This is a genomic window from Massilia frigida, assembly GCF_011682175.1.
GTDB lineage: Bacteria > Pseudomonadota > Gammaproteobacteria > Burkholderiales > Burkholderiaceae_D > Telluria_A > Telluria_A frigida.
The window spans coordinates 43,969-66,947 of the sequence record NZ_WHJG01000010.1; the positions used below are offsets into that span (position 1 = coordinate 43,969).

Genomic DNA, 22,979 nt, shown 5'->3' on the forward strand with positions numbered 1-22,979 from the left:
TTGAGCTATATTTTCATGTAAATATCAGCCGATATTGCCAATCGGCCGAGGCCTTTTTCCGCATGAACCCACAAGCAATCCGCAAGCAAACATTTTTCACGGTGGGGCAAGGAATTGGCGTAGCGCACCGGCACCACTTTTCTCCCGCATTACCGCTGCTAGCGGCCGTGCCGGCCGCATTCGGTTGCTGCGCATGAAGCCGTTTTTCGGCCATGATCCGCTGGTCGGCCTGCTTTGCTACGGCGCCGTCACGCTGGTCCTGTGGTTCTGCATCCGGCGCGCCGCGCGCGGGCGTGCGGGGCCGCTGGCGCGCGCACTGGCCACGGCCGGGATGCTCGGCGCCCCGGTTGCCGCCTACTGGCTGGTCAATATCGACCGCCTGTACGGCGAGTGGCGCTATGTCAGGCCCGCCTGCCGGGCCGACGGCGGCGACCAGATTGCCCGTCACCTCGACCGGCTCGACAGCCTGGCCGTGCACCCGGCCGGCATCGGCGGCAGCGGCGACATTGTCGATATCGCCGCCACCTATACCGCTAACCATGTGGGCAAGCAACTGGCGTATGTGGAGTTTCAATTCGATTCGGCGAGCGTCGCAGCCGCTGTCGATGGTGGACCTTTCCGCGGGCGCAATGCGCCCCAGCCCCTGACGCTCGACGGCCAGCCGGCCGCGCCGGGTTACTACCGGGTCGACAATCTATGCAGCGCCGCGCCCGGCCCGGTCTTGCCGCTGCCGCGCACGTGTTTCCGCGCCCGCCGCATCGATGCCTTCACCAGCCCCTATCTGCTCGAACACAGGATGGAACCGTGCGCCCAGCCGGCGGCCACGTTCCGTCTGTGCGCCATGCGCTGGACCATGACCGAGCGCGCCACGGGCACCCTGGTGGCACGCGCGGTGACGTACGCGTATGTCGGCGGATGGCGCAACCGGGCCGCGTTTCCCGAGGCGCCGGCGCCGTACGACAGCAATACACCCTATGACTTTTGCGGCAGCCGTTTCGCTTCCGGCGCCCAGGGACTTATCGAAGCTATTTTAACCAGTAAAGGTAGACAGTGAATATCAAAGAGACCTATCAGCTTTCCATGCTGGCCCGCGCCGCCTATACCGAATTCGCCGGATCGAGCATGTCCGAAGCCGATTTGCAAAGCAAAAGCAACCATATCGTCTTCGAGTTTGCCAGCGACGAGCACGCCAAGGAAGTGACGCAGCATTATTCGCTGGTCTACCATTATTCGGATGACTCGGGCTTTGCCGCTTCGGTGTTCCGGACCACGGCGACCGGCAAGCTGGTGATCGCCTTCCGCGGCACCGAACTGGCCAGCGCGACCTCGGGCGACTTGCGCGACCTCGCCGCCGATGTGGCCATCTTCCAGACCGGCCTGGCCGGCGCGCAAATTCTTGCACTCGCTACCTTTTATAAGAAGCTGTTCGCCGCCGACGGCGCCAAACTGCCCGCCGGCACCACCTTCGACGTCACCGGCGATTCGCTCGGCGGCCACCTGGCCACGGCGTTTACCGCCAGTCATCTGGAGAACGTCGACAAGGCCGTCATTTTCGAAGCGCCCGGCATCAGCGTGCCGTATATCCTGCTCAACGGGAATACGCCATCCGCCGTGGGCGCAAAAATCACCCATGTGTACGGCGACGCCGGTGTCGAGATCATTTCCGGTGCCGGAGGGATATTCACCAAGGCCCTTGGGCAGCAGCTGCCGGTCTTTATCGAGAACCAGCCAGTATCGAACCACAGTCTCGACTTGCTCAATCAATCGCTGGCCGTGGCTGAATTGCTGGAGCGGATGGACCCGGCGCTGACCCTGGTCGACGCGCGCAAGATTCTTGACGCGGCCTCGCACAAGCCGCTCGAATCGCTGGAAAAAGTGGTGGACAGCTTGCGCACCATCCTCGCCGGCGCCGAGGTAGCGCCCACGCCGCCCGACCTGGTGTACGCTAACACCGCGGTCATGCAAACGGCGATCAATGAAGTGCGCACCAAGCTCAATGGCTCGCTGAAGCTGGTCAACCTGGTTGGCTTGAGCAGCGAGGCCATCGCCGCGCGCGCCAATGTACCCGGTTCGAGCGGCGAGGCGATCGCGATCCGCTACGCGCTGCGCGAAATGCTGCCGTTCGCCGTGGTGGGCGCCAACTATGCGCCCTTCAATAACGACGGCGAGCTCGATGTTTTCAACGAAGAAACCGGCAACGGCCAGCTGACCGAGAATTACCTGAAAGACCGGGCGGCGATGCTGGTGGCGGTGCTCGCCGATAACAAGACCGACGGTGCCGACACGCCGGCCGGCGACCGCCTGTTCCTCGATCTGAAGACCGACCGCCGCCTCACCCCTTCCTCCCTGAATCATAAGACCATCTTCGGCGCCGCTGCGGGCGACGCGCCCGGCTACAGCGAGGGCGACGACCACCTGTATGGCATGGCCGGCAACGATGTCCTGACGGGCGGCAAGGGCAAGGATTATATGGAAGGCGGCAGCGGCGACGACCAGCTCTCCGGTAGCGAGGGCAACGACACGCTCGACGGCGGCATCGGCGCCGACACGCTCGACGGCGGCGGCGATAACGACAAGCTGCTCGGCGGCAAGGGCAAGGATACCCTGATCGGGGGCGATGGCAACGATACCCTCGATGGCCAGGCCGATAACGATTCCCTGCAAGGCGGCAGCGGCAACGATGTGCTCAAGGGCGCCACCGACAAGTGGGATACCCAGGGTTCGGACACGCTCGAAGGCGGCGCCGGCTTCGACTTTTACCACACGGCCGGGGGCGACACCATCCGCGACAGCGATGGCCAGGGAACGGTACGTTTCGTGCGCCGCTATATCGATGGCGCCTGGCGCAAGAAGGGCGAGACGGTCTACTATTCGTGGGATAAAAAGATCTCCTACACCCAGCAGGGCTCGACCCTGCTGGTCAAGGGCCCGGAGGGCGCGCTGACCATCGAGAACTGGTCCAACGGCCAGCTCGAGATCTATCTGTCGGAAACCGACAAGGAAGTGCCGACCAAGCCGCCGTTCGATCCGAACCGCACCCGCGCCCGCGTCGATCCACTGGTGCTGGACCTGAACCACGATGGCCTGATCAATTCGGTCGGCTCCGACCAGTCGAGCGTGTACTTCGATTTCAACAGCGATGCGATCGCCGAGCGCACCGGCTGGATCAGCCCGGCGGACGGCATGCTGGTGTCCGACGAAAACAAGAACCGCTTCGTCGACAATCTGTCCGAGCTGTTCGGCAATGCCCAGGAAGATGGTTTCAGTAGCCTGAAGCGCCGTTTCGACGGCAACCTCGACGGCGTGATCGACCGCCGCGACGCCAAGTTCAGCGAACTGCTGGTCTGGCAGGATGCCAACCAGGATGGCATTTCCCAGGCCGGCGAGCTGAAAACGCTGGACCAGCTGGGCATCACCGCGATCGGCACCGAATCGGCCAAGGTGGCCATCGCCAGCAACGATAACCGCATCATCGCCCAGGGCGAGTTTGTCCAGGATGGCCAGGCCCGGCTGGTGGCCGATATCGAGCTGGCGGTCAACTTTGCGCTGACCGATTCGAATCCGGCCCGCCATCTGGACGAACAGCTCGAACTCGACAGCGAGGTGGCGATGCTGCCGCGCCTGCGCGGTTTCGGCGCCGTGCGCGACCTGTCGTATGCGATCCAGGAAAACCTGGAGTTGCGCGCCTATGTCAGCGCGCTGGCCGGGAGCGGCAAGGCCGCCGTCAGCGACGAGATCGACCAGTTGATGGCCAAGTGGACCGGCCTGGACGCGGCCTATGTGCGCCAGGGCCGCGTGCGCAGTGGCGAACTGAGCACCATGGACAAGGTGTGGATGCTCGAATCGCTGGCGGGCGTCGATATCAGCAAGAAACTCATCGAAAGCAATTCCTTCTATACGCCCTGGCGCACCACCTTCGACGAGAGCTATATCGCCGAACGCTTCGGCTTCATCGCCGACCGCATGGCGCTCAGTTTTTCCGCCCAGGCCTTCGACAAGGGCTGGCTCGATGGCGTGTTTTACTCGGTCGACCAGGACCGTTTCGATGCCTTCGATCCGGCGCGCCTGAACAACAGCCTGGCGCTGAAACTGGCGCAAAGCACCAGCTACGACGATACCGTGAGCATGGCGCGCCTGCTGGCGCGCCTGCAAGCGGACGGTGCGCCGCTCGAGGTCGAACGTTTGCGCGCGATCGGCGCGCAACTGCCGTATCCGACGCCGGTGGGCTATGCGCTGGACGGCGGCATGCTCCTGGGCAACCGCGGCAAGAATGTGCTGCAAGGTGAAGCCCAGCGCGGCGACTGGATCGATGGCGGGGCCGGCAACGATACCTTGAGCGGCCTCGGCGGCAACGACTTGCTGCACGGCGGCAAGGGCGACGACTTGCTCGAAGGCGGCGCCGGCGCCGATGTCTATCTGTACGAACGCGGCGATGGCCATGAAATCATCCATGACCAGGACAATGGCGACCAGACCATCGACACCCTGCGCCTGGGCGCCGGTTTCCTGCCGGGCGCCACCCAGGCGCGCCGCGTCGGCACCGACCTGGTGCTGCGCTTTAGCGAGGAAGAATCGGTCACGGTGCGCCAGTTCTTCCACAACGATGCCTTGGGTTACCTGCAAATCGAGCGCGTCGAGTTCCAGGATGGCACGCTGTGGGAGATCGACAAGATCAAGGCCATGGTGCTGGTGGCCACCGCCGGCGACGAGGCGCTGTACGGCTATGCCGCCAGCGCTGACGTCCTGAGCGGGCTGGCCGGCAACGATACGCTCGATGGCCGGGGCGGCAACGATACCTTGCACGGCGGGACGGGCGACGACATGCTCGAAGGCGGCGGCGGCAACGATGTGTTCCTGTTCAACCGCGCCGATGGCAGCGATGCGATCCATACCTACGAGCCCGGCGCCGGCAAGCTGGTCACGCTGCGCCTGGGCGCCGGCCTGACCCCGGCCGGCACCGTGGCGCGGCGCGAAGGCGCCAGCCTGGTGTTGGCCTTCGGCGGCGCCGATAAGGTGACGATCAAGGATTACTTCTACCGCGATGGCGCCGGCGGCAACGAGGTCGACCAGATCGTTTTCGCCGACCAGACCGTGTGGTCGGTGGCCAAGGTCAAGACCCTGGTCGGCATCGCCACCGAACAGGCCGACGCCATCTACGGTTACGAGATCAACGAAGCCCTGGCCGGCCTGGCCGGCAATGACACCATCTTCGGCTACGGCGGCGACGATACCCTCGAAGGCGGGCGCGGTGACGATGTGCTCGACGGCAGCATCGGCAGCGACGTGTATGTCTTCAAGCGCGGCGATGGACGCGATACCATCACCGACAACAATGGCTGGTATGCCGACGGCATGGTCGATGTGCTGCGCCTGGGCAGCGGCATCAGCGCTTCGACCACGCTCGCGCGCCACGTCGGCGACGATCTGGTGCTCGATTTCGGCAGCGGCGACAGCGTCAAGGTCAACGGCTTCTTTACCTACGACACGCAGCTCGTCACCCAGCTCGAACGGATCGAATTTGCCGACGGGGTGGTGTGGGACGCGGCCGCGGTCAAGCAGCGCGTGCTGGCGCCGACCGACCAGGCCGACCTGCTGGCCGGTTTCCCCGGCGACGACAGCATTGCCGGCGCCGGCGGCAACGATACCTTGCTCGGTGGCGCGGGGCACGACAGCTTGAACGGCGGCGCCGGCAACGACAGCCTGGCGGGCGGCGCCGGCGACGATGTCTTGCAGGGCGGGGCGGGCGACGATCTGCTCGACGGTGCCGGTGGCGCCGACCTGTACCAGTTCGCGGGCGGCGATGGCAAGGATGTGCTGCGCGACACGGAAAGCACGGAGGGCGAGGTCGATGTGCTGCGCTTCGGCGCCAATGTGACGGTGGCCAACACCAGCGCCCAGCGGGTCGGCAATGCGCTGGTGCTCAGCGTGGGCGGCGGCGCCGACACGGTGACGATCGAAGACTATTTCAATGGCCAGCGCAACCGGGTCGAGCGCATCGAATTTGCCGGCGGCGAGCTGTGGGACGTGGCCGAGGTCAAGCGCCGCGTGCTGCTCGGCACGGGCGGCAACGATCAACTCACGGGCTACGAGACGGCCGACCAGCTCGCTGGCGCGGGCGGCAACGATAGCTTGTCCGGCTATGGCGGCGCCGATGCGCTCGATGGCGGCAGCGGCGACGATCAGCTGTCCGGCGAGGAGGGCGACGACACGCTCGACGGTGGCGCCGGCAACGATAGCCTGATGGGCGGCGCGGGCAACGACGTGTTCCTGTTCGGCAGCGGCGGCGGCCAGGACCTGGTCAGTGAATATGACAATACGCCCGGCAAGACCGACACGATCCGCCTTGGCGCCGGGGTCACCCCCGCCGGCGTGCGCATCGCCCGCGTCAATGACGACTTGCAGCTGCAATTGAAAGGCAGCGGCGACAGCCTGAGCGTACCGGGATTTTTCGAAAAGGAAGCGGGCACCGGGCGCCGCATCGAGCAGATTGCGTTCCAGGACGGCACGCTGTGGAACCTGGCCGCGATCCTCGAACAGGCTTTGCTGCCGACCGAAGGCAATGACCTCATTGCCGGCTACACCAAGGCCGACAGCATCAATGGCGCCGGCGGCGACGACCGCATCGATGGCGGCGATGGCGCCGATACGCTGGGCGGCGGTGCCGGCCACGATCTGCTGCTGGGCCAGGCGGGCGACGACCAGCTGCGCGGCGACGCCGGCAACGACACGCTCGACGGCGGCCTGGGCGACGACAGCGCCAGCGGCGGCGCCGGCGACGACCTGTACCTGGCGCAAAGCACGGCCGACGTCGTGCTCGAACTGCCGGGCGAAGGCATGGACACGGTGCGCGCCTCGGTCAGCACGACCTTGCCGGCGAACGTAGAGATCCTGGAGCTCGACGCGCTCGCCGGCGCCGCCGACGGCATCGGCAATGCGCTCGCCAACACCCTGCTTGGCAATGCCTCGGTCAATGCCCTCGATGGCGGCGCCGGCGACGACTGGCTCGACGGCGGGGCTGGCAACGATGTGCTCATCGGCGGCCTGGGCAACGATGTCTTCATCGTCGACGCCAGCACCGACCTGGCGGTCGAAGCGGCGGGCGAGGGCCAGGACACGGTCAGGGCCAGCGCCACGTTTGCGCTGGGGGACAACATCGAAACGCTGGTGCTGGAAAACACCGGTGCCATCGACGGGCGCGGCAATGCGCTCGCCAACCGCCTCACCGGCAATCATTACGACAACCGCCTCGATGGCGCTGCCGGTGCCGATACGCTCGATGGCGGGCAGGGCAACGACTATTACGTGGTCGATACCCTGGCCGACCAGATCGTCGAAGCTGGCGAGGCCGGCTTCGATACCGTCGAAACCGGCCTGAGCTACACCCTGGCGAGCGACCTCGAAGGCCTGGTCCTGACCGGCAGCCTGGATGTCGATGGCAGCGGCAACGAGGCCGGCAATACCTTGCGCGGCAACGAGGGCAATAACCGCCTCGATGGCGGCGCCGGCGCCGACACCATGAGCGGCGGGCTTGGCAACGATACCTACCTGACCGACAGCGAGAGCGACGAGGTCAACGAAGCGCTCGACGAGGGTACCGACACCATCATCCGCAGCTACGACACGACCTATATCCTGGCCAACGGTGTCGACAACCTGACCCTGGTGGGCGAGGCGGTGCGCGGCAACGGCAACGAGCTCGATAACCTCATCACCGGCAACGATGCCGACAACAACCTGCTGGGACTGGAGGGCAACGATACCCTGATCGGCGGCCTGGGCAAGGATGCCATGTTTGGCCGCGAAGGGCTGGACTTGCTGGTCGGCGGGGCGGGTGACGATTACTACGAAGTCGACGATGAGGGCGACCGCATCGAGGAGCTGGCCGGCCAGGGCGACGACTTCGTGCGCGCCAATCTCAGCTGGACCCTGGGCGAGAACCTCGAACGCCTGGCGCTCAACGGCGACGAGGCATTCACCGCCACCGGCAACGCACTGGCCAACGGCCTGTGGGGCAACGCTGGCAATAACGTGCTCACCGGCGCCAAGGGTAGCGATTACCTCGACGGCGGCGCCGGCGACGACGTGTATGTGTTCGAGAAGGGCGATGGCAAGGACACCATCAAGAATACCGATATCGCGGGCGCCATCGATATCCTGCGCTTCGGCGCCGGCATCCTGGAAACCGATGTATCGGCCATGAAGCAGGGCAACGACGTGTTCCTGATGCTCAAGGGCGGCACCGACCAGGTGGCCCTGATGGGCTACTTCGCCACCGGCCAGGATGGCAACGGCGCCGCCACCGACGGCAAGCTCGACAAGATCGCCTTCGCCGGCGGCGCGGTGTGGGACCAGGCCAAAGTCCAGCTGATGCTCGACCGGGCCGGCAGCAACAGCCCGCCGACGGTCAAGAGCTATCTGCCGACCTTGCAGGCCAAGGCCAATACCCTGTTCAGCTACACGGTGCCGGTCGATACCGTGACCGACCCGGACGCGTGGGATACGGTCACCTACAGCGTCAAGATGGCCGGCGGCGCGGCGCTGCCTTCCTGGCTGAGGTTCGACCCGGTGACGCGCGTGCTGTCGGGGACGCCAGCGGCCGGCAATATCGGCACGCTCCAGTTCCAGCTGTGGGGCACCGACAGCGCCGGCAATGGCGCCGGGCAAGGCGTCAACCTGGTGGTCGGCGCAGCCAACCGGGCCCCGGTGCTGGCCGCGCCGCTGGCCGACCAGGCCGCGTCGCCGGGCACGCCGTTCGCCTGGACCGTGCCTTCGGCAGCGTTTACCGATCCGGATGCGGGCGACAAGCTCGCTTACACGGCCACCCTGGCCGACGGCGGCGCACTGCCGGCCTGGCTGGCTTTCAATCCGGCCACGCGCGCCTTCAGCGGCACGCCGCCGGCCAGCGGCACCGTCAGCGTGCGCCTGGCCGCCACCGACAGCGGCAGCCTGAGCGTGTCCGACGTGTTCGACCTGGTGGTCAGCGTGAAGAACCAGGTGCTCAACGGTAGCGCGAATGCCGACCTGCTCAACGGTGGCGCCGGCAACGATAGCCTCAATGGCCTGGGCGGCAACGATACCCTCAACGGCGGCGCCGGCGACGACCGGCTCGATGGCGGCGCGGGGGCGGACAAGCTCGCCGGCGGCACCGGCAACGATATGTACGTGCTCGACAACAGCACCGACAGCGTCACCGAAAACGCCGGCGAAGGCATGGACCAGGTGTTCTCCGGCGTGACCCATGCGCTCGGCCCCAACGTCGAAGCGCTGAGCCTGACGGGCACCCTGCTCATCAATGGCAGCGGCAACCTGCTCGACAACCTGATTATCGGCAATAGCGCCGCCAATGTCCTGGCCGGTGCGGACGGCAACGATATCCTGCAGGGCGGGGAGGGCGCCGATACCTTGAACGACACGGTCGGCAAGAACGTGTTCGATGGCGGCGCCGGCATCGATAGCCTGACCGGTGGCAGCGGCAACGAGCTGTTCATCGGCGGCACCGGCAACGACAGCATCGTCACCTCGACTGGCGCCGACATCATTGCGTTTAACCGCGGCGATGGCCAGGATACGGTCGCGGCCAGCAGCGGCAAGGACAACACGCTGTCGCTGGGCAAAGGTGTCAAGTATGCGGACTTGCTGTTCAAGAAGGCCGGCAACGATCTGGTGCTGGTCACCGGGACCAGCGAGCAGCTCAGCTTCAAGGATTGGTACCTGAGTGCCAACAACCGCAACGTGGCCAATCTGCAGGTGGTGATCGAGGGCACCAGCGACTACAACGCGGCATCGGCCAGTGCGATCAACAACAAGAAGATCGAGCGCTTCAATTTCGATGGGCTGGCAACGGCCTTCGACCAGGCGCGCCAGGCCAATCCGGCCTTGACCAGCTGGGCCTTGTCGTCCTCGCTGCTGGGCTTTCACCTGGGCGGCAGCGATACGGCGGCCATCGGCGGCGACCTGGCTTACCAGTACGCCAAAAATGGCAATCTGGCGGCCTTGTCGCTGGCGCCGGCGGACGCCTTGCTGGCGGCGGCGCCATTCGGTGCGGCGGTCCAGAACTTGCAGGCCGGTAGCGCCTTGCAGGACTTGACGCCACGGCTGGCGTAACGGTGCGGCGCCGGACATCATGTCCGGCGCCTGCCGCATGACACGGGCTGGAAAAACAAAAAGCCCCGGTTGTGACACCGGGGCTTTTTGTAATCAGGCTTGGACGAGCAATCTGTTTTTTATTTCAGATGGTCGGAAATGAGTTTGGTCATTTCAAACATCGATACCTGTGCTTTGCCGCCAAAAACTGCTTTGAGCTTGTCGTCGGCATTGATCATGCGGCGGTTGGCCGCGTCTTGCAGATCGAGCTTCTTGATGTAGTCCCAGACTTTCTTGGTGACTTCGGTGCGTGGCAGCGGCGTTGCGCCAACCACGGCTGCCAGGACGGCGGACGGAGTCATCGCCTTCATGAAAGCGGCGTTCGGCTTGCGTGGGGCTGCTGCAGGTTTTTTTGCGGCTGCTGCTTTTGGTGCGGCTGCAGCTTTTGCTGGAGCAGCTTTCTTCGCTGCTGCTGGCTTTGCCGCTGCGGCCGGCTTAGCTGCGGCGGCCTTTTTTGCTGGCGCTGCTGCTGGGGTTTTTTTGGCTGTTGCCATCTTCAAGCCTCCTTAACGAACACATGGGAAATTGCGCAATTCATCGCACGGCTTATATTGGTGGGGATTTACCGATGACGCAAGTGTTTTTCAAGAATTTTTCGGCGTTTTCATAGGGAAAAGCCAGAACTACGGCCCGGAAGGCGGTTTTTGATGGGGCGGGGGATGGTGCAGGGGGATTGTGCCCGGAACCGGTGAGTCGTCGGTCCCGCCACTGGCGGAACCGACTTCCCGCGCCAAGGCGGCACTCGGCGGGAACGCATGCGTTCCCCCCAAGTTAGCGGATCAGCGACGAACTTGGGCCCCCGCCGAGTGCCGCCTTGGCGCGGGGGCGACGGTTTCAGGGGCGTCGGTCGGAAGAAACGATGTGGAGACGAGGTGCGCTTAGCGCATCCCGCCCGGCATCATGCCCTTCATCGAGCGCATCATTTTCATCATGCCGCCGCCTTTGAATTTCTTCATCATGGCTTGCATCTGGTCGTACTGGGCCAGCATGCGGTTCACTTCCTGCACCTGCACGCCGGCGCCGGCGGCGATGCGGCGCTTGCGCGTGGCCTTGATCAGTTCCGGCTTGGCGCGTTCCTGCGGCGTCATCGAATCGATGATGCCGACCATGCGCCGCACCTGCTTGTCGGCCTGGTCCATGTTGGCACCGCCGGCCGCTTGCTGGAATTGCGCCGGCAGCTTGTCGATCAGGCTCGACATGCCGCCCATTTTCTTCATCTGCCCCAGCTGCGACTTGAAGTCGTTCATGTCGAAGCGCCCGCCAACCTTGATCTTGTTGGCCAGGTCGGCCGCGGCCTTGCTGTCGACGCCCTTGCGCGCTTCTTCCACCAGCGCCAGGATGTCGCCCATGCCCAGGATACGGTTGGCCATGCGCTGGGCGTCGAACGCTTCCAGGCCGTCGAGTTTTTCGGACACGCCGGCAAACTTGATGGGCTTGCCGGTAATGTGACGCACCGACAGCGCCGCGCCACCGCGCGAGTCGCCATCGAGCTTGGTTAGCACGATACCGGTCAGCGGCAGCGCGTCGTTGAAGGCCTTGGCCGTGTTGATCGCATCCTGGCCCAGCATGGCGTCGACCACGAACAGCGTTTCGATCGGGTTGACCGCCGCGTGCACGGCGGAGATTTCCTGCATCATCGCTTCGTCAATACCCAGGCGGCCGGCGGTATCGATGATCAAGACGTCGTGGTAGTGCTTGCGGGCCCAGTCCAGCGCGGCCAGGGCGATGTCGACCGGCTTGTCGGTGGCGGCGGACGGGAAGAAGTCGGCGCCGACCTGCTTGGTCACCGATTCGAGCTGGGCGATCGCGGCCGGACGGTAGACGTCGGCCGAGACGGTCAGGACCTTCTTCTTTTTCTCTTCCTTGAGGTACTTGGCCAGCTTGCCGACGGTGGTGGTTTTACCCACGCCCTGCAAACCGGCCATCAGGATGATCGCCGGCGGCTGCTGCGCAAAGCTCAGCTGCGACGCTTCCGGACCCAGGTCCGCGCCCATCAGTGCGCCCAGCTCGCGCTGGACCACGCCGACCAGGGCCTGGCCCGGGCTGAGCGAGGCCATGACTTCTTCGCCGAGGGCTTTTTCCTTGACGCGGCTGATGAACTCGCGCACGGCGGGCAGGGCCACGTCGGCTTCGAGCAGGGCCAGGCGCACTTCGCGCAGCATCTCGGCGGTATTCGATTCGGTCAGACGCGCCTCACCGCGCATGGTCTTGACGACCTTGGCAAGGCGTTGGGTTAAGTTATCTAGCATGGCAGACCTGACTAATATATAGGGCGATGCCGGCGAGTGCCGGTTGTGGCGTCATTTTACCCTAGTCACAACGAAAAAAGACCGGCCACCGGGCCGCTCTCCTCACACCGCGCGCGCCCGATTACGGCAGCGCCAGCCTGACGATGGCGTTGCCTGAAATAAACGCGTAGCTGTTGATGCCGATCCGCACCAGGCCCTTCGGGTATTCGACGGCGCCGGGCAGGGGGCCGGGCACGGTCGCCGCGCGGTCCGGCGTGCCGGCCACGATGCTCGATGCGCCGCTTGGGACGATTTTCAGGATCGTGCTGTGCGCCGTGTCTGCGGCGTAGCGGTTGCCTGCGTCGTCCAGCACCTGGCCCACTTCCGCAGGCGCGCTGGCGACCGTGGTGACCAGCGCGGCGGGCGTGATGCGCCGGATCACCGGGCCGGCATCTTCCACGTACAGGTCGCCGGCCTTGTCGAAGCCGAGAATGCGCGGCGCGCTGAACCTGGCGGCGGCGCCGGTGCCGTCGGTTTTCTCATCCGGACCGGCATCGAGGCCGGCAAACACGGTCCACGTGCCATCCGGGCCGAGCTTGTGGATGGCGCGTCCGGCCCGTGCGGCGCCGGGGTTGACCGAGTTGTACCAGTGGGTCGAGACATACACATTGCCGGCCTTGTCGGCCGCGATGCCGCTGGGCAGGCCGGCGGCGAGGAAGCGGCTGGTGACGCTGCCGTCCGGCGCGATCTTGCGCAAGTTGACGCCGCTGTTGATATAGGGGCCGGTACTGCGGTAGCCGAGCGTTTGCCGTTCGATGGCGTACAGGTTGCCGGACGGATCGGCCGTCAGCCATTGCGGGCCGCGCAGGCGGGCGGCCGCGCCGATGCCGTCCACGGAGGTTTCCGACAGGTTGGGTTTGCCGGCAAACAAGGTCACCTGGCCATCGTCGCCCAGGGTCGCAATGTGGTCGGGGAAGACCACATACACGGTGCCGTCGCGGTCCGCCCGCAGCACGCGTGCGTTCGGCAGCGTGGTCGTGCTGGTGGTGACCACGCCGGCCAGGCTCACGCGGCGCAGCACGCCGTTGTCGATCACCAGCAGCAGGCCGCCCTTGTACGCCATGCCGGCCGGCTCGGTGAAGCGGGCGGCACTGCCCGTGCCGTCGCGCGCGGCTGCGGTATCGTCGGCACCGGCCAGGGTGCTGACCACGCCTTGCGGCGTGACCTTGCGCAGCATCGACGCGTCGGCCAGGTACAGGTTGCCGGCCGGGTCGAGCACGACGGTCTCGGGGCGGATGAACTTGAAGCGGGCAGTGCGGCCCGGGCCGTCCACCGGACCGGGGAAGGCGGGATCGCCGCTGGCCAGGGGTATCGCGCCGCTGGCCAGGGGTATCGTGATGTCGGCGCCGGCCAGCAAGGTGACGCTGCCGTCGGCCTCGATGCGCGAGATGGTACTGTAGGTGATGCGGTAACTGATGCCGGCGGCGCTGGTGACCACGCGCTCGCCCCCCTGGCCGAAGGGCAGCGGCGTCGCCATGCCATCCTGGCCCAGCAAATAGGTCTGGCTCAGGTTGGTGAAAAACACCTGGTCGCGGGCGTCGATCGACACCCTGGGGTCGCCAGGGATGAGCGTGGCGCCGGGATTGTTGTCGAACGAGTGGGTGTACACGGTGCGCACCGTGCCATCGCGTCCCACGCTGCGGATCGCATAGCCGAAAAAATAGTAGCCACCGGTGTTGTCGCGCTTTTGATCGCTGATGTACAGGGTGCCCTTGCTGTCGATCTCGGCGTCGGCGATGGCCTCGAAGCGGGCGTCTTGCCTGATCCCGTCGGCGCGCACCATGCTGCCGGTGTCGCCGGCGATCAGGGTCAGGCCTGCCGGCAGTGCCGGGCCGGGGTAGGTTGGCGTGGGCGTTGGCGTCGGTGTCGGCGTCGGTGTCGGCGTCGGTGTTGGCGTCGGTCCATCGCCGCCGCCGCAGGCGCTCAGGAACGCCGCGGCGCCCATCTGGAGGGTCATGCGGCGCAGCTGAAACGAGCGTGAATTCATTGTTAACTCCTGGTTGGTTTTAACAAGTGTATTCTGAAAATGTTTATTAATATGTAATGTTGTGTATCGGGAATGCATCGTGGGCGCTTGCCGCGGCCACGATGCCTCGTTCGTTCATCAGGATGGCAGCGCAGGCGCGCACCGCGCGGCGCGCGCGCGGTATTGTTCCATGACCAGGCCGGCCAGGTAAACGGGTGCCGGTACGCCGTTTACGGCAGCGCCAGCCTGACGATGGCGCTGCCAGAGATGAAGGCGTAGCTGTTGATGCCGATCCGCACCAGTCCGCGCGGATGTTCGACGCTGCCGGGCAGGGGGCCGAGCACCGTGGCGGCGCGGCCGGGGATGCCCGCTACGATGCTGGAGACGCCGGCCGCGCTGATCCGCGATATCGTGCTCTGCTCGCTGTCGGCGACGTAGCGGTTGCCGGCGTCGTCAGTGATGTGGCCCACTTCCGGCGGCACGGCGGCAACCGTGGTCACGGCGCCGGCCGGGCTGATGCGGCGGTAGCCATTGCCCTCGTCCTGTACATACAGATCGCCCGCATGGTCGAAGCCCAGAATCGACGGCGCGTTGAAGCGGGCGGCGGCGCCGAAGCCATCCTGCCCGCCTTTTTCGGTATCGACGCCGGCGAACACGCTCCAGACGCCGTCGCTGCCCACCTTGTGAATGACGGCGCCACGCTCCGGGCCCGCTGCATGGGTTGGTGGAAGGTAACGCAAGGTCGAGACATACACATTCCCCGCCCTGTCCGCCGCGATGCCGCTCGGATAACCTCCGTACGTCACGGTGCTGGTCGTGGTGCCGTCCGGCGCCACCTTGCGCAGGTACACCCCGGCCTCCTCATAGCCGGCGTAGCGGTAGCCGATGTGTTGCTGTTCGACGAAGAACAGGTTGCCCGCGCTGTCGGCCGTCATGAACTTCGGGCGCACCAGGCGGGCGGCGGCGCCGATGCCGTCCACAGGCAACCTGGACAGGTCGGGCTTGCCGGCAAACAGCGACGCGCCGCCATCGGGCACAATCAGGGAAACATGACTTCGGTGGATGGCGTACACGTTTCCCTGGCCGTCGGAGAGCAGGCGCTGCGTGTCCGTCGCGAAGAGCATGCGCGGCGTGTCCGTCAGCTTGGGGCCGACGCTTGTGACCACGCCGCCGGTGGTGACGTGGCGCAGCCCTGTCTTGTCGAGCACCAGCAGCTGGCCGTCATGCATGACGATCGATCGCGGTTCGTTGAAGTACGCGCCACTGCCGCTGCCATCCTGGGCCGGCACCGTGGAATTGGCGACGCCGGCCAAAGTGGTCACCAGGCCGCCCGGCGTGACCCGGCGTATCGTCCCCGCGTCGATCAGATACAGATTGCCGGCCGGGTCGACCACCACGCCATCGTCGCGGAGGGCGGCGAAGCGGGCCGCGGCGCCCTGGCCGTCGCGCGGCTCCGAAGAGCGCACGGTGCTCCCCGCCAACGCAGTCAGGCTGCCGTCGGCGCCGATGCGCGCGATCGAGGTACCCCCTCCCTCGCGGCTATAGTTGATGCTGTAACGCACGCCGGCCGCGTTGCCGACGATGAAGGACTGGTCGGGATAGGTAGGGTTGAGCTCGGTCGGCACCTGGGTCGTGCTGCCGTCTTTCCGGATCAGGTAAGTCGTGCGCCCGACTCTTGCCCGTATCTGCTCGTCGCGGTCAAAGGACAGGTCGGCGCCCGTGGGATCGAGGGACGCGTGATTTTCATCGGCGGGTACCGGGGCGGACAATACGGTACGAACCACGCCGTCCCGTCCGAACGCACGGATCGTCGGGCCGGTCCCCACGAAGATGCCACGGTTGTCCATCCTGGTCTCGCTGATGTACACCGTGCCCTTGCTGTCGATCAGCGCGTCGCGGATGTAGCCGAAGCGGGCGTCGACGCCGGTGCCGTCCGCCGTGACCATGCTGCCGGTGTCGCCAGCGATCAGGGTCAGTCCTGCCGGCAGCACTGGGCCGGGGTAGGTCTGGGGTGGTGTCGGGGTTGGTGTCGGGGTTGGTGTCGGGGTTGGCGTGGGCGTCGGCGTTGGTGTTGGCGTCGGCGTTGGTGTTGGCGTCGGCGTTGGTGTTGGTGTTGGCGTCGGCGTCGGGGTTGGCGTCGGTCCATCGCCGCCGCCGCAGGCGGTCAGGAACGCCGCGGCGCCCATCTGGAGGGTCATGCGGCGCAGCTGAAACGAGCGTGAATTCATTGTTGACTCCTGGTTAGTTTTTATTGAGTGTATTCTGAAAATATTTATTAAGATGTAACGTTGTGTATCAGCAAGGCATGGTGGCGCTGGCTGCGGCCAGCACGCCTCGCCGGTTCATCAGGATGGGAGACTTCAGCGGTGGGTCGGCGTGCGTTTGGCCCATTCGTTGCGCGTGAAGTATTTGTGCAAGTGCTTGAACATGGGAGCCGTGTATTGGCCCCTGGCGTCGCCCCCGTGGGCGCGGATCAGCATCGACAGAGCCTGCGGCAGGCGCGCGTCGCGCGGCTCGCGCGTGGCGTGCTCCATGACCAGCCCGGCCAGGTAGTCGGTGCCGCTCGGCAAGGCCGCCAGGGTGGCGCGTTCGGCGCGCAGGGTGGCCGCCGCGTCGGCCGCCAGGAAGGTCGGCACGGCGGGCGCCGGCACGCTCTTGCCGTAAGTCGGCTTGCCGCCGGCGAAGACCTGCCACCAGTTCTCGCGCGATCGTTCGAGGTTGTTGCTGGCACGCATGATCGGATGGGCGAATTTGGTGGGGTCGGCCTCGTAGCCGATGAACGGGCTGACGTTGGCAACCATGCCCGGATAACGCGCCAGCAGCATGGCGCTGATGCCGCGCCGCAGCGCCGGATTGGGTTCGGCCAGCATCTGGTCGACCAGCGGGGCCGAACCGGCAAAGCGCGCCTTGATGGCGGGCGCCAGGCGGGTGGCCACATCGGGCCGGGCGAGCGGCAGGGCGCGCGTCCAGGCCACCGTTTCCAGTTCGGCGCGCAGCTTGGGCGGCAGGTTTTTTTGCTGCGCCAGGGTGGCCAGCATGTCCAGCGGCAGGCCGGTGTTGAGGAAGGCGGCCACGTCCATGGCGGCGGCCGGCGCTTCGCCGCGCACCGGCAGCACGCCGCTGCGCACGATGAAGCGGCCGACGTCGTCCAGGTTGCGCGCGCGCGCCAGGCCGATGCGCTTGAAGGCGTTGGCGTCATCCGCGCCAAGCGCCGGCCGCAGGGCCAGCGCCGCGTCGACGATGGCGACCGCCTCGGCGTCGCTGGCGGCCAGGCGCGCCAGGTGGTAGCGCGCCGTCAGGTAGGCCGGCGAGGCGGGCGCCAGCGCTTGCGCGGCCGTCAGCAGCGCTTCGGGCGGCGGCGCTTGCGGCGTGGCGCGCGTGAGCGCCGCCACCAGCCACGGCAATTGCTGGGTCGCTTCCCACTGGCGCAGCGCCTCGGCCGGCGAGGCGTTGGCGGCGCGCGCGCTGCGCATGACCGCCAGCCAGGCGCCATAGCCCAGTTGGCCGCGTTCGGCGGGCGCCGTGGCGCGCCAGGCATAGCTGTAATCGCGTACATCCTGTCCGATATTGGCGGATGGGGCGGCGCTGCCCAGTTCGGTGTCGAGCCGGGCCAGTACCTGCGCCGGCGCGGTGCGCAGCAAGATCAATTGGCGCAGGCGGCGCGCATCGGTGCGCAGCGGCGTGTCGGTGCTGGCGTCGGCCAGCGGCTCCAGGCGCTTCAAGGCGCTTGCCATCAGCGCCGCATCGGCCTTGCCGTCGTCGGCGGCGCTGGCGGCGCGCACGTCGGCGCGCGCGGCCAGGTAGGGCGCGATGGCGCGCCAGGGCGATGCCGCGTCCTGGGCGATGGCGTCGAAGCGCGCGGCCGCCTCGGGGTAGGCGCCGCGGTAAAAGTGGGCGGCCGCCTGCTGGTAGGCGCGGTCCATGCGCAGCCAGTCGGGCGCGCCGGCCGGGGCATCGGCCGGCATCGCGCCGGGCGCGGCGCAGTTGGCGAACACGGCGTCCTGGCCCACGACCCAGTCGCGCAGCGTGGCGTCGGCGCCGTAGTTGGTGAGGCGAATGCCGAGGGTGCGGGTGGCGTTGCGAAATGCGTCCGCCGGGCAGTTCAGCACCGAACTGTCCTTGCCGGCGATGGCGAGCGCGGCCTGCTTGGGGCCGCCGCCGCGCAAGCGTTCCGTTTGCCACCCTTCCAGCGCGTGCTTGAGGGCGGCGTCGTTGTGCGGATTGTGGCCGTGGTGCTCGCTCGTTTCGGTCAGCCAGCACGGGTCGAAGGGGCGCAGGCGCTCCTGGGCGGCGGCGTCGAGCGGCATGCCGGCCAGCGCGCGCCAGGCGATGAACTGGTAAAAATCGTCGCGCCCGGCGCGCACGATGCCGGGCTGGGCATACATGCCCGGCGTCAGGCTGCCCGGCCAGCGCGGCGGCTCGAACACGTTGCCGTCGGCCGACGGGTCTTCGTAAAACGTGCAGCGGCGCTCGCCGGCTTGCGCCGTGCTCATGGCAGCCAGGCCGAACATCATGAAAAACAACGGTGCGCCTATGCGCTTATGCAAAATGGGTTTCATTGATTTCTTTCACGGAGGGAGCGCCATCTTATCAGCGCAAAGCTTGCGCCAGTCGTTGGACATTGCTTTCTCTCCGGGCTATCTTTCTCTGAGGTAAGCATGAAAGCGTGCGCCAACGGCCTCGGATACCGCGCCGGATACCGCGTCGGATACCGCGTCGGATACCGCGCCGGGTACCGCGTCGGGTACCGAGGCCGGTGGCGGCTCGTTGGCATGCATGACGACACGCGCGCTACTTTATCGACTCTGCACCATTCAACGGAGACAGGCATGCCAGGGAAGCTCATCTGCAACACGATCGTACTGGCGGCGCTGTTTGCCGCCAGCCACAGCCACGCCGAGGAAGTGATCCGGCTTGGCAACCTCAAGTTCGCGCATTTCGGCGCCGTTTCGTACATCAAGGAAATCGCGCCCAAGTGCGGCATCAAGGTCGACGAAAAGATCTTCGCCAAGGGCCTCGATGTGATGCAAGCGATCATCGCCGGCGAGCTGGACGTGGGCACGACGGCGTCCGAGGCGGCCATTTCGGGCCGCGCCAGCGGCGCGCCGATCTTCATCGTCGCCGGTTTCGCCAGGGGCGGCGCGCGCCTGGTGGCGCGGCCCGGCCTGGGCATCAGGGGCATCCGCGAATTGAAAGGCAGGAAGGTCGGGGTCACGCGCGGCGGCATCCAGGAAGTGCTGCTGATGGCGCAATTGCAAAAGCACGGCATGAGCGCCGACAGCGCGCCCGGCAAGGACGTGCATGTGATTTACCTGCCGTTCGCCGACCTGAACCAGGCGCTGATGGCCGCCAATATCGATGCCATGATGCAATCCGAGCCACAATCCTCGCAAGCCATCAACCGGGGTTTCGGCAGGGAAGTGCTGAAACCCTACGACACCCCGATCGGCGAGCCGGTGCGCACCATGGTGATGACCGAGGCTTTCTACAACGGCAAGCGGGCGCTGGCCGACAAATTCATGCGTTGCTTCGTCGAAGCGACCCGCACCTTCATCACCCAGCCGGCCATCGCCGAGAAGTACGTGCGCGACGTGATCTACAAGGGCCAGATCAGCGGGGCCGACTTCAAGGATGCGATTGCCAATTCGCCGTATTCGCTGGATGTGACGGCCGAGCATATCCAGATCACCACCGACACCATGGTCAAGACCGGCGTGGGGCGCATGGCGCGCCCGCCGCTGGCCAGGGACTGGGTCAGGACCGACCTGCTGGACGCGGCAAAAAAAAGCCTGGGGATCAAGTGAGCGGGCCCCGTTCGACAATCCAAGCGTGGTGTAACGACGTTTTCCGGAGGTGGCATGAATAGCAGACAGTTGCGTGAAGTGGGAATCGGCCTGGTGGTGCCGGCCGTGGTGATCGCCTTGTGGCAGCTGGCGGCGGTGCAGGGCCTGGTCAATCCCCAGGTGTTGCCGTCGCCGCTGGCGGTGCTGCGCAAGTGGATCGAGTACCTGCTGCCGCTGCAGCCGCACGTGGACGGCAACTGGCTGGCCTGGGCCGTGTCGGGCGAACTGATGGTCGATTCGCTCACCAGCATGGTCCGGGTGCTGCTCGGCTTCGGCATCGGGGCCGCGCTGGCGCTGCCGCTCGGGCTGGCCATGGGGGCGAACGCGCGCGTGTATGCCTGGCTCAATCCCCTGGTGCAGCTGCTGCGCCCGATTCCGCCGATCGCCTATATTCCGCTGGCGATCCTGTGGTTCGGGCTGGGCAATCCGCCGGCCGTGTTCCTGATCGCGCTGGGGGCGTTCTTTCCGGTGCTGATCAATACCATCGCCGGGGTGCGCCAGGTCGACGCCATTTACCTGCGCGCGGCGCGCAACCTGGGTGCCAGCGAGCGCACCATGTTCGTGCGCGTGATCTTGCCGGCCGCCGTGCCCTACATCCTGTCCGGCGTGCGGATCGGGATCGGCACCGCCTTCATCGTGGTGATCGTCTCGGAAATGATCGCAGTAAACAATGGCCTGGGTTTCCGCATCCTGGAAGCGCGCGAGTATTTTTGGTCCGACAAGATCATGGCCGGCATGGCCACCATCGGCATGCTGGGGCTGGCGATCGACATCGGCATGAACCGCCTGAACAATTACCTGCTGCGCTGGCACCGCGGCCTGGAGAACTGAGATGAGTGCATCACCGATCCATATCGAGGGCGTCGACAAGGTCTTCAACAGCGCTGCGGGCGAACTGGTCGCGCTCAAGGAGATCAAGCTGGAGATCCCGGCCGGGCAATTCACCTGCCTGCTGGGACCGTCGGGCTGCGGCAAGTCGACCCTGCTCAACGCCATCGCCGGGTTCGCGCTGCCCACGCGCGGCACCATCCGCACCGGCGCGCACGCGGTGACGGGGCCGGGGCCGGAGCGCGGCATGGTGTTCCAGGAGTACGCCCTGTTTCCCTGGATGACAGTCGAGCAGAACGTCGCCTTCGGCCTGGAAATCAAGGGCCTGGACAAGGCGGCCATCGCGGCCACCGTGGCGCGCCTGCTGGAAATGCTGTCGCTGGGCGACTTCCGCCAGCGCTTTCCCAAGGATTTGTCGGGCGGCATGCGCCAGCGGGTGGCGATTGCGCGCGTGCTGGCGCTCGATTCGCCGATCATGCTGATGGACGAGCCGTTCGGCGCGCTCGACGCGCTGACCCGGCGCAACCTGCAGGACGAATTGCTGCGCATCTGGGCCGCCACCGGCAAGACCATCATTTTCGTCACCCACAGCATCGAGGAAGCGATCTACCTGGCCGACCGCATCGTGGTGATGACTTACCGTCCGGGCACGGTCAAGCGCGACGTGATGGTCGATCTGGCGCGCCTGCGCGACCCGGCCGCGCCCGATTTCAATGCGCTCAAGCGCGAGCTGGGGCAGCTGGTCATGGAAGAGCAGCAGCGCCACCACAACGACGAGTTGCGCATGGCGGCGGTCGATTAGGTGGCGCTGGCGGCGGCGCCGTCACGCCGTCCCCGCCAGCGCGCGCCGATAGTGTAAACTTGCGCCATGCAGACTTACTTACTTATCGCAGCGGCGCTGCTGTACGCGCTGTGCGCCCTTCTTCCCACGCCCCGGGGCGCCCTCATTTCCGGGGTCACGGCCGGGGCCTGGCTGCTGCACGGCGCCGCTCTCTGGTTCGACATGATGGCGCCCGGCAGCGTGCGGATCGGCTTCGCGCTGATGATTTCCGCCGCCCTGTGGATCTCGGTGGCCGCCTACTGGATCGAAAACCGCAATTTCGCGCTCGATGGCCTGCGCCGCCTGGTGATGCCCTGCGCCGCCGCCGCCGCGCTGCTGCCGGCCGTGTTTCCGGGCAGCGTGCTGCAGCTCGAAGGACGCGCCCCGGCCTTCGGCTGGCATATTTCGGTGGCCATCCTGGCCTACAGCACCCTGACCATCGCCGCCTTCCACGCGGTCTTGATGGCGCTCCAGGAAACGCGCCTGCACGCGCGCAACCCGCAAGCCGGCTGGCTGGCCACGGCGCTCGACCAGCTGCCGGCCCTGCTGACCATGGAAAAACTGCTGTTCCGCCTGATCTGGATCGGCTTCGTGCTGCTCAGCCTGACCGTGCTGTCGGGGATCGTGTTTTCGGAGCAAGTGTTCGGCACCGTGCTCAAGTGGGATCACAAGAGCGTCTTCACCTTGCTGTCGTGGTTGCTGTTCGCCGCGCTGCTGGCCGGACGGCGCTGGCGTGGCTGGCGCGGCAAGACCGCGCTGCGCTTCACCCTGGCCGGTTTCGCCACCCTGGTGCTGGCCTATGTTGGCAGCCGTTTCGTTCTTGAAGTCGTTTTGCACCGGGGGCTGGCATGACACGCATTCTGTTCTGGATCGCCCTGCTGATCCTGATTATCGCCGCCATCCGCAGCAAGCTGCGCGGCATGGCGCCGCCGCCCGGGCAGGGCAGCGCTCCACGGCCGGCCGCGCGCGAGGCCGAAACCATGATCGCCTGCGCCCACTGCCATGTGTACTTCCCCGAGTCGGAAGCGGTCAAGGCCGGCGGGCGCGAGTATTGCAGCCCGGACCACGCGCGTTTGCCGCCCGCCTGAGTG

12 protein-coding genes are annotated in these 22,979 nt (G+C 66.3%); 7 read left to right on the top strand and 5 right to left on the bottom strand.

The window, feature by feature from the left end; all coding sequences use genetic code 11:
* The first annotated feature begins 193 nt into the window (after positions 1–193).
* Positions 194–1,054, top strand: coding sequence for a hypothetical protein (locus F2P44_RS12160; RefSeq protein ID WP_167086964.1), 861 nt, complete (start codon positions 194–196; stop codon positions 1,052–1,054).
* Complete coding sequence (locus F2P44_RS12165) at positions 1,051–10,104, top strand: calcium-binding protein (protein WP_167086965.1); 9,054 nt, start codon at positions 1,051–1,053, stop codon at positions 10,102–10,104. The genes F2P44_RS12160 and F2P44_RS12165 overlap by 4 nt, the downstream gene beginning before the upstream one ends.
* A 119-nt stretch (positions 10,105–10,223) precedes the next feature.
* On the opposite strand, the gene F2P44_RS12170 is transcribed toward F2P44_RS12165, so the two are convergent.
* From F2P44_RS12170 to F2P44_RS12190, 5 genes are all read right to left on the bottom strand, one after another.
* Positions 10,224–10,637: an SWIB/MDM2 domain-containing protein gene (locus F2P44_RS12170; RefSeq protein WP_099875175.1), complete on the bottom strand. Its 414-nt coding sequence runs from the start codon at positions 10,635–10,637 to the stop codon at positions 10,224–10,226.
* A 384-nt stretch (positions 10,638–11,021) separates the two neighbouring features.
* Positions 11,022–12,392, bottom strand: coding sequence for a signal recognition particle protein (ffh, locus tag F2P44_RS12175; protein ID WP_054268437.1), 1,371 nt, complete (start codon positions 12,390–12,392; stop codon positions 11,022–11,024).
* A gap of 121 nt (positions 12,393–12,513) precedes the next feature.
* Positions 12,514–14,418 carry an NHL repeat-containing protein gene (locus F2P44_RS12180; RefSeq protein WP_167086966.1) on the bottom strand — a complete coding sequence of 635 codons (1,905 nt, stop codon included), beginning with the start codon at positions 14,416–14,418 and terminating at the stop codon, positions 12,514–12,516.
* A gap of 209 nt (positions 14,419–14,627) precedes the next feature.
* Positions 14,628–16,625: an NHL repeat-containing protein gene (locus F2P44_RS34895; protein WP_187363295.1), complete on the bottom strand. Its 1,998-nt coding sequence runs from the start codon at positions 16,623–16,625 to the stop codon at positions 14,628–14,630.
* A 132-nt stretch (positions 16,626–16,757) separates the two neighbouring features.
* Positions 16,758–18,944, bottom strand: coding sequence for a hypothetical protein (locus F2P44_RS12190; RefSeq protein ID WP_167086967.1), 2,187 nt, complete (start codon positions 18,942–18,944; stop codon positions 16,758–16,760).
* A 282-nt stretch (positions 18,945–19,226) separates the two neighbouring features.
* On the opposite strand from F2P44_RS12190, the gene F2P44_RS12195 reads away from it, so the two are divergent.
* From F2P44_RS12195 to F2P44_RS12215, 5 genes are all read left to right on the top strand, one after another.
* A complete protein-coding gene (locus F2P44_RS12195; RefSeq protein ID WP_167086968.1) occupies positions 19,227–20,201 on the top strand; it encodes an ABC transporter substrate-binding protein in 975 nt (324 codons plus the stop codon).
* Between the two features lie 54 nt (positions 20,202–20,255).
* Complete coding sequence (locus F2P44_RS12200) at positions 20,256–21,071, top strand: ABC transporter permease (protein WP_167086969.1); 816 nt, start codon at positions 20,256–20,258, stop codon at positions 21,069–21,071.
* Position 21,072: 1 nt separating this feature from the next.
* The gene (locus tag F2P44_RS12205; protein ID WP_167086970.1) at positions 21,073–21,870 is read left to right on the top strand and encodes an ABC transporter ATP-binding protein; all 798 of its coding nucleotides are present in this window, start codon (positions 21,073–21,075) and stop codon (positions 21,868–21,870) included.
* A gap of 66 nt (positions 21,871–21,936) precedes the next feature.
* The gene (locus F2P44_RS12210; protein ID WP_167086971.1) at positions 21,937–22,740 is read left to right on the top strand and encodes a cytochrome C assembly family protein; all 804 of its coding nucleotides are present in this window, start codon (positions 21,937–21,939) and stop codon (positions 22,738–22,740) included.
* Positions 22,737–22,976: a PP0621 family protein gene (locus tag F2P44_RS12215; protein WP_167086972.1), complete on the top strand. Its 240-nt coding sequence runs from the start codon at positions 22,737–22,739 to the stop codon at positions 22,974–22,976. Before F2P44_RS12210 ends, F2P44_RS12215 begins: the two co-directional genes overlap by 4 nt.
* Positions 22,977–22,979: the final 3 nt, after the last annotated feature.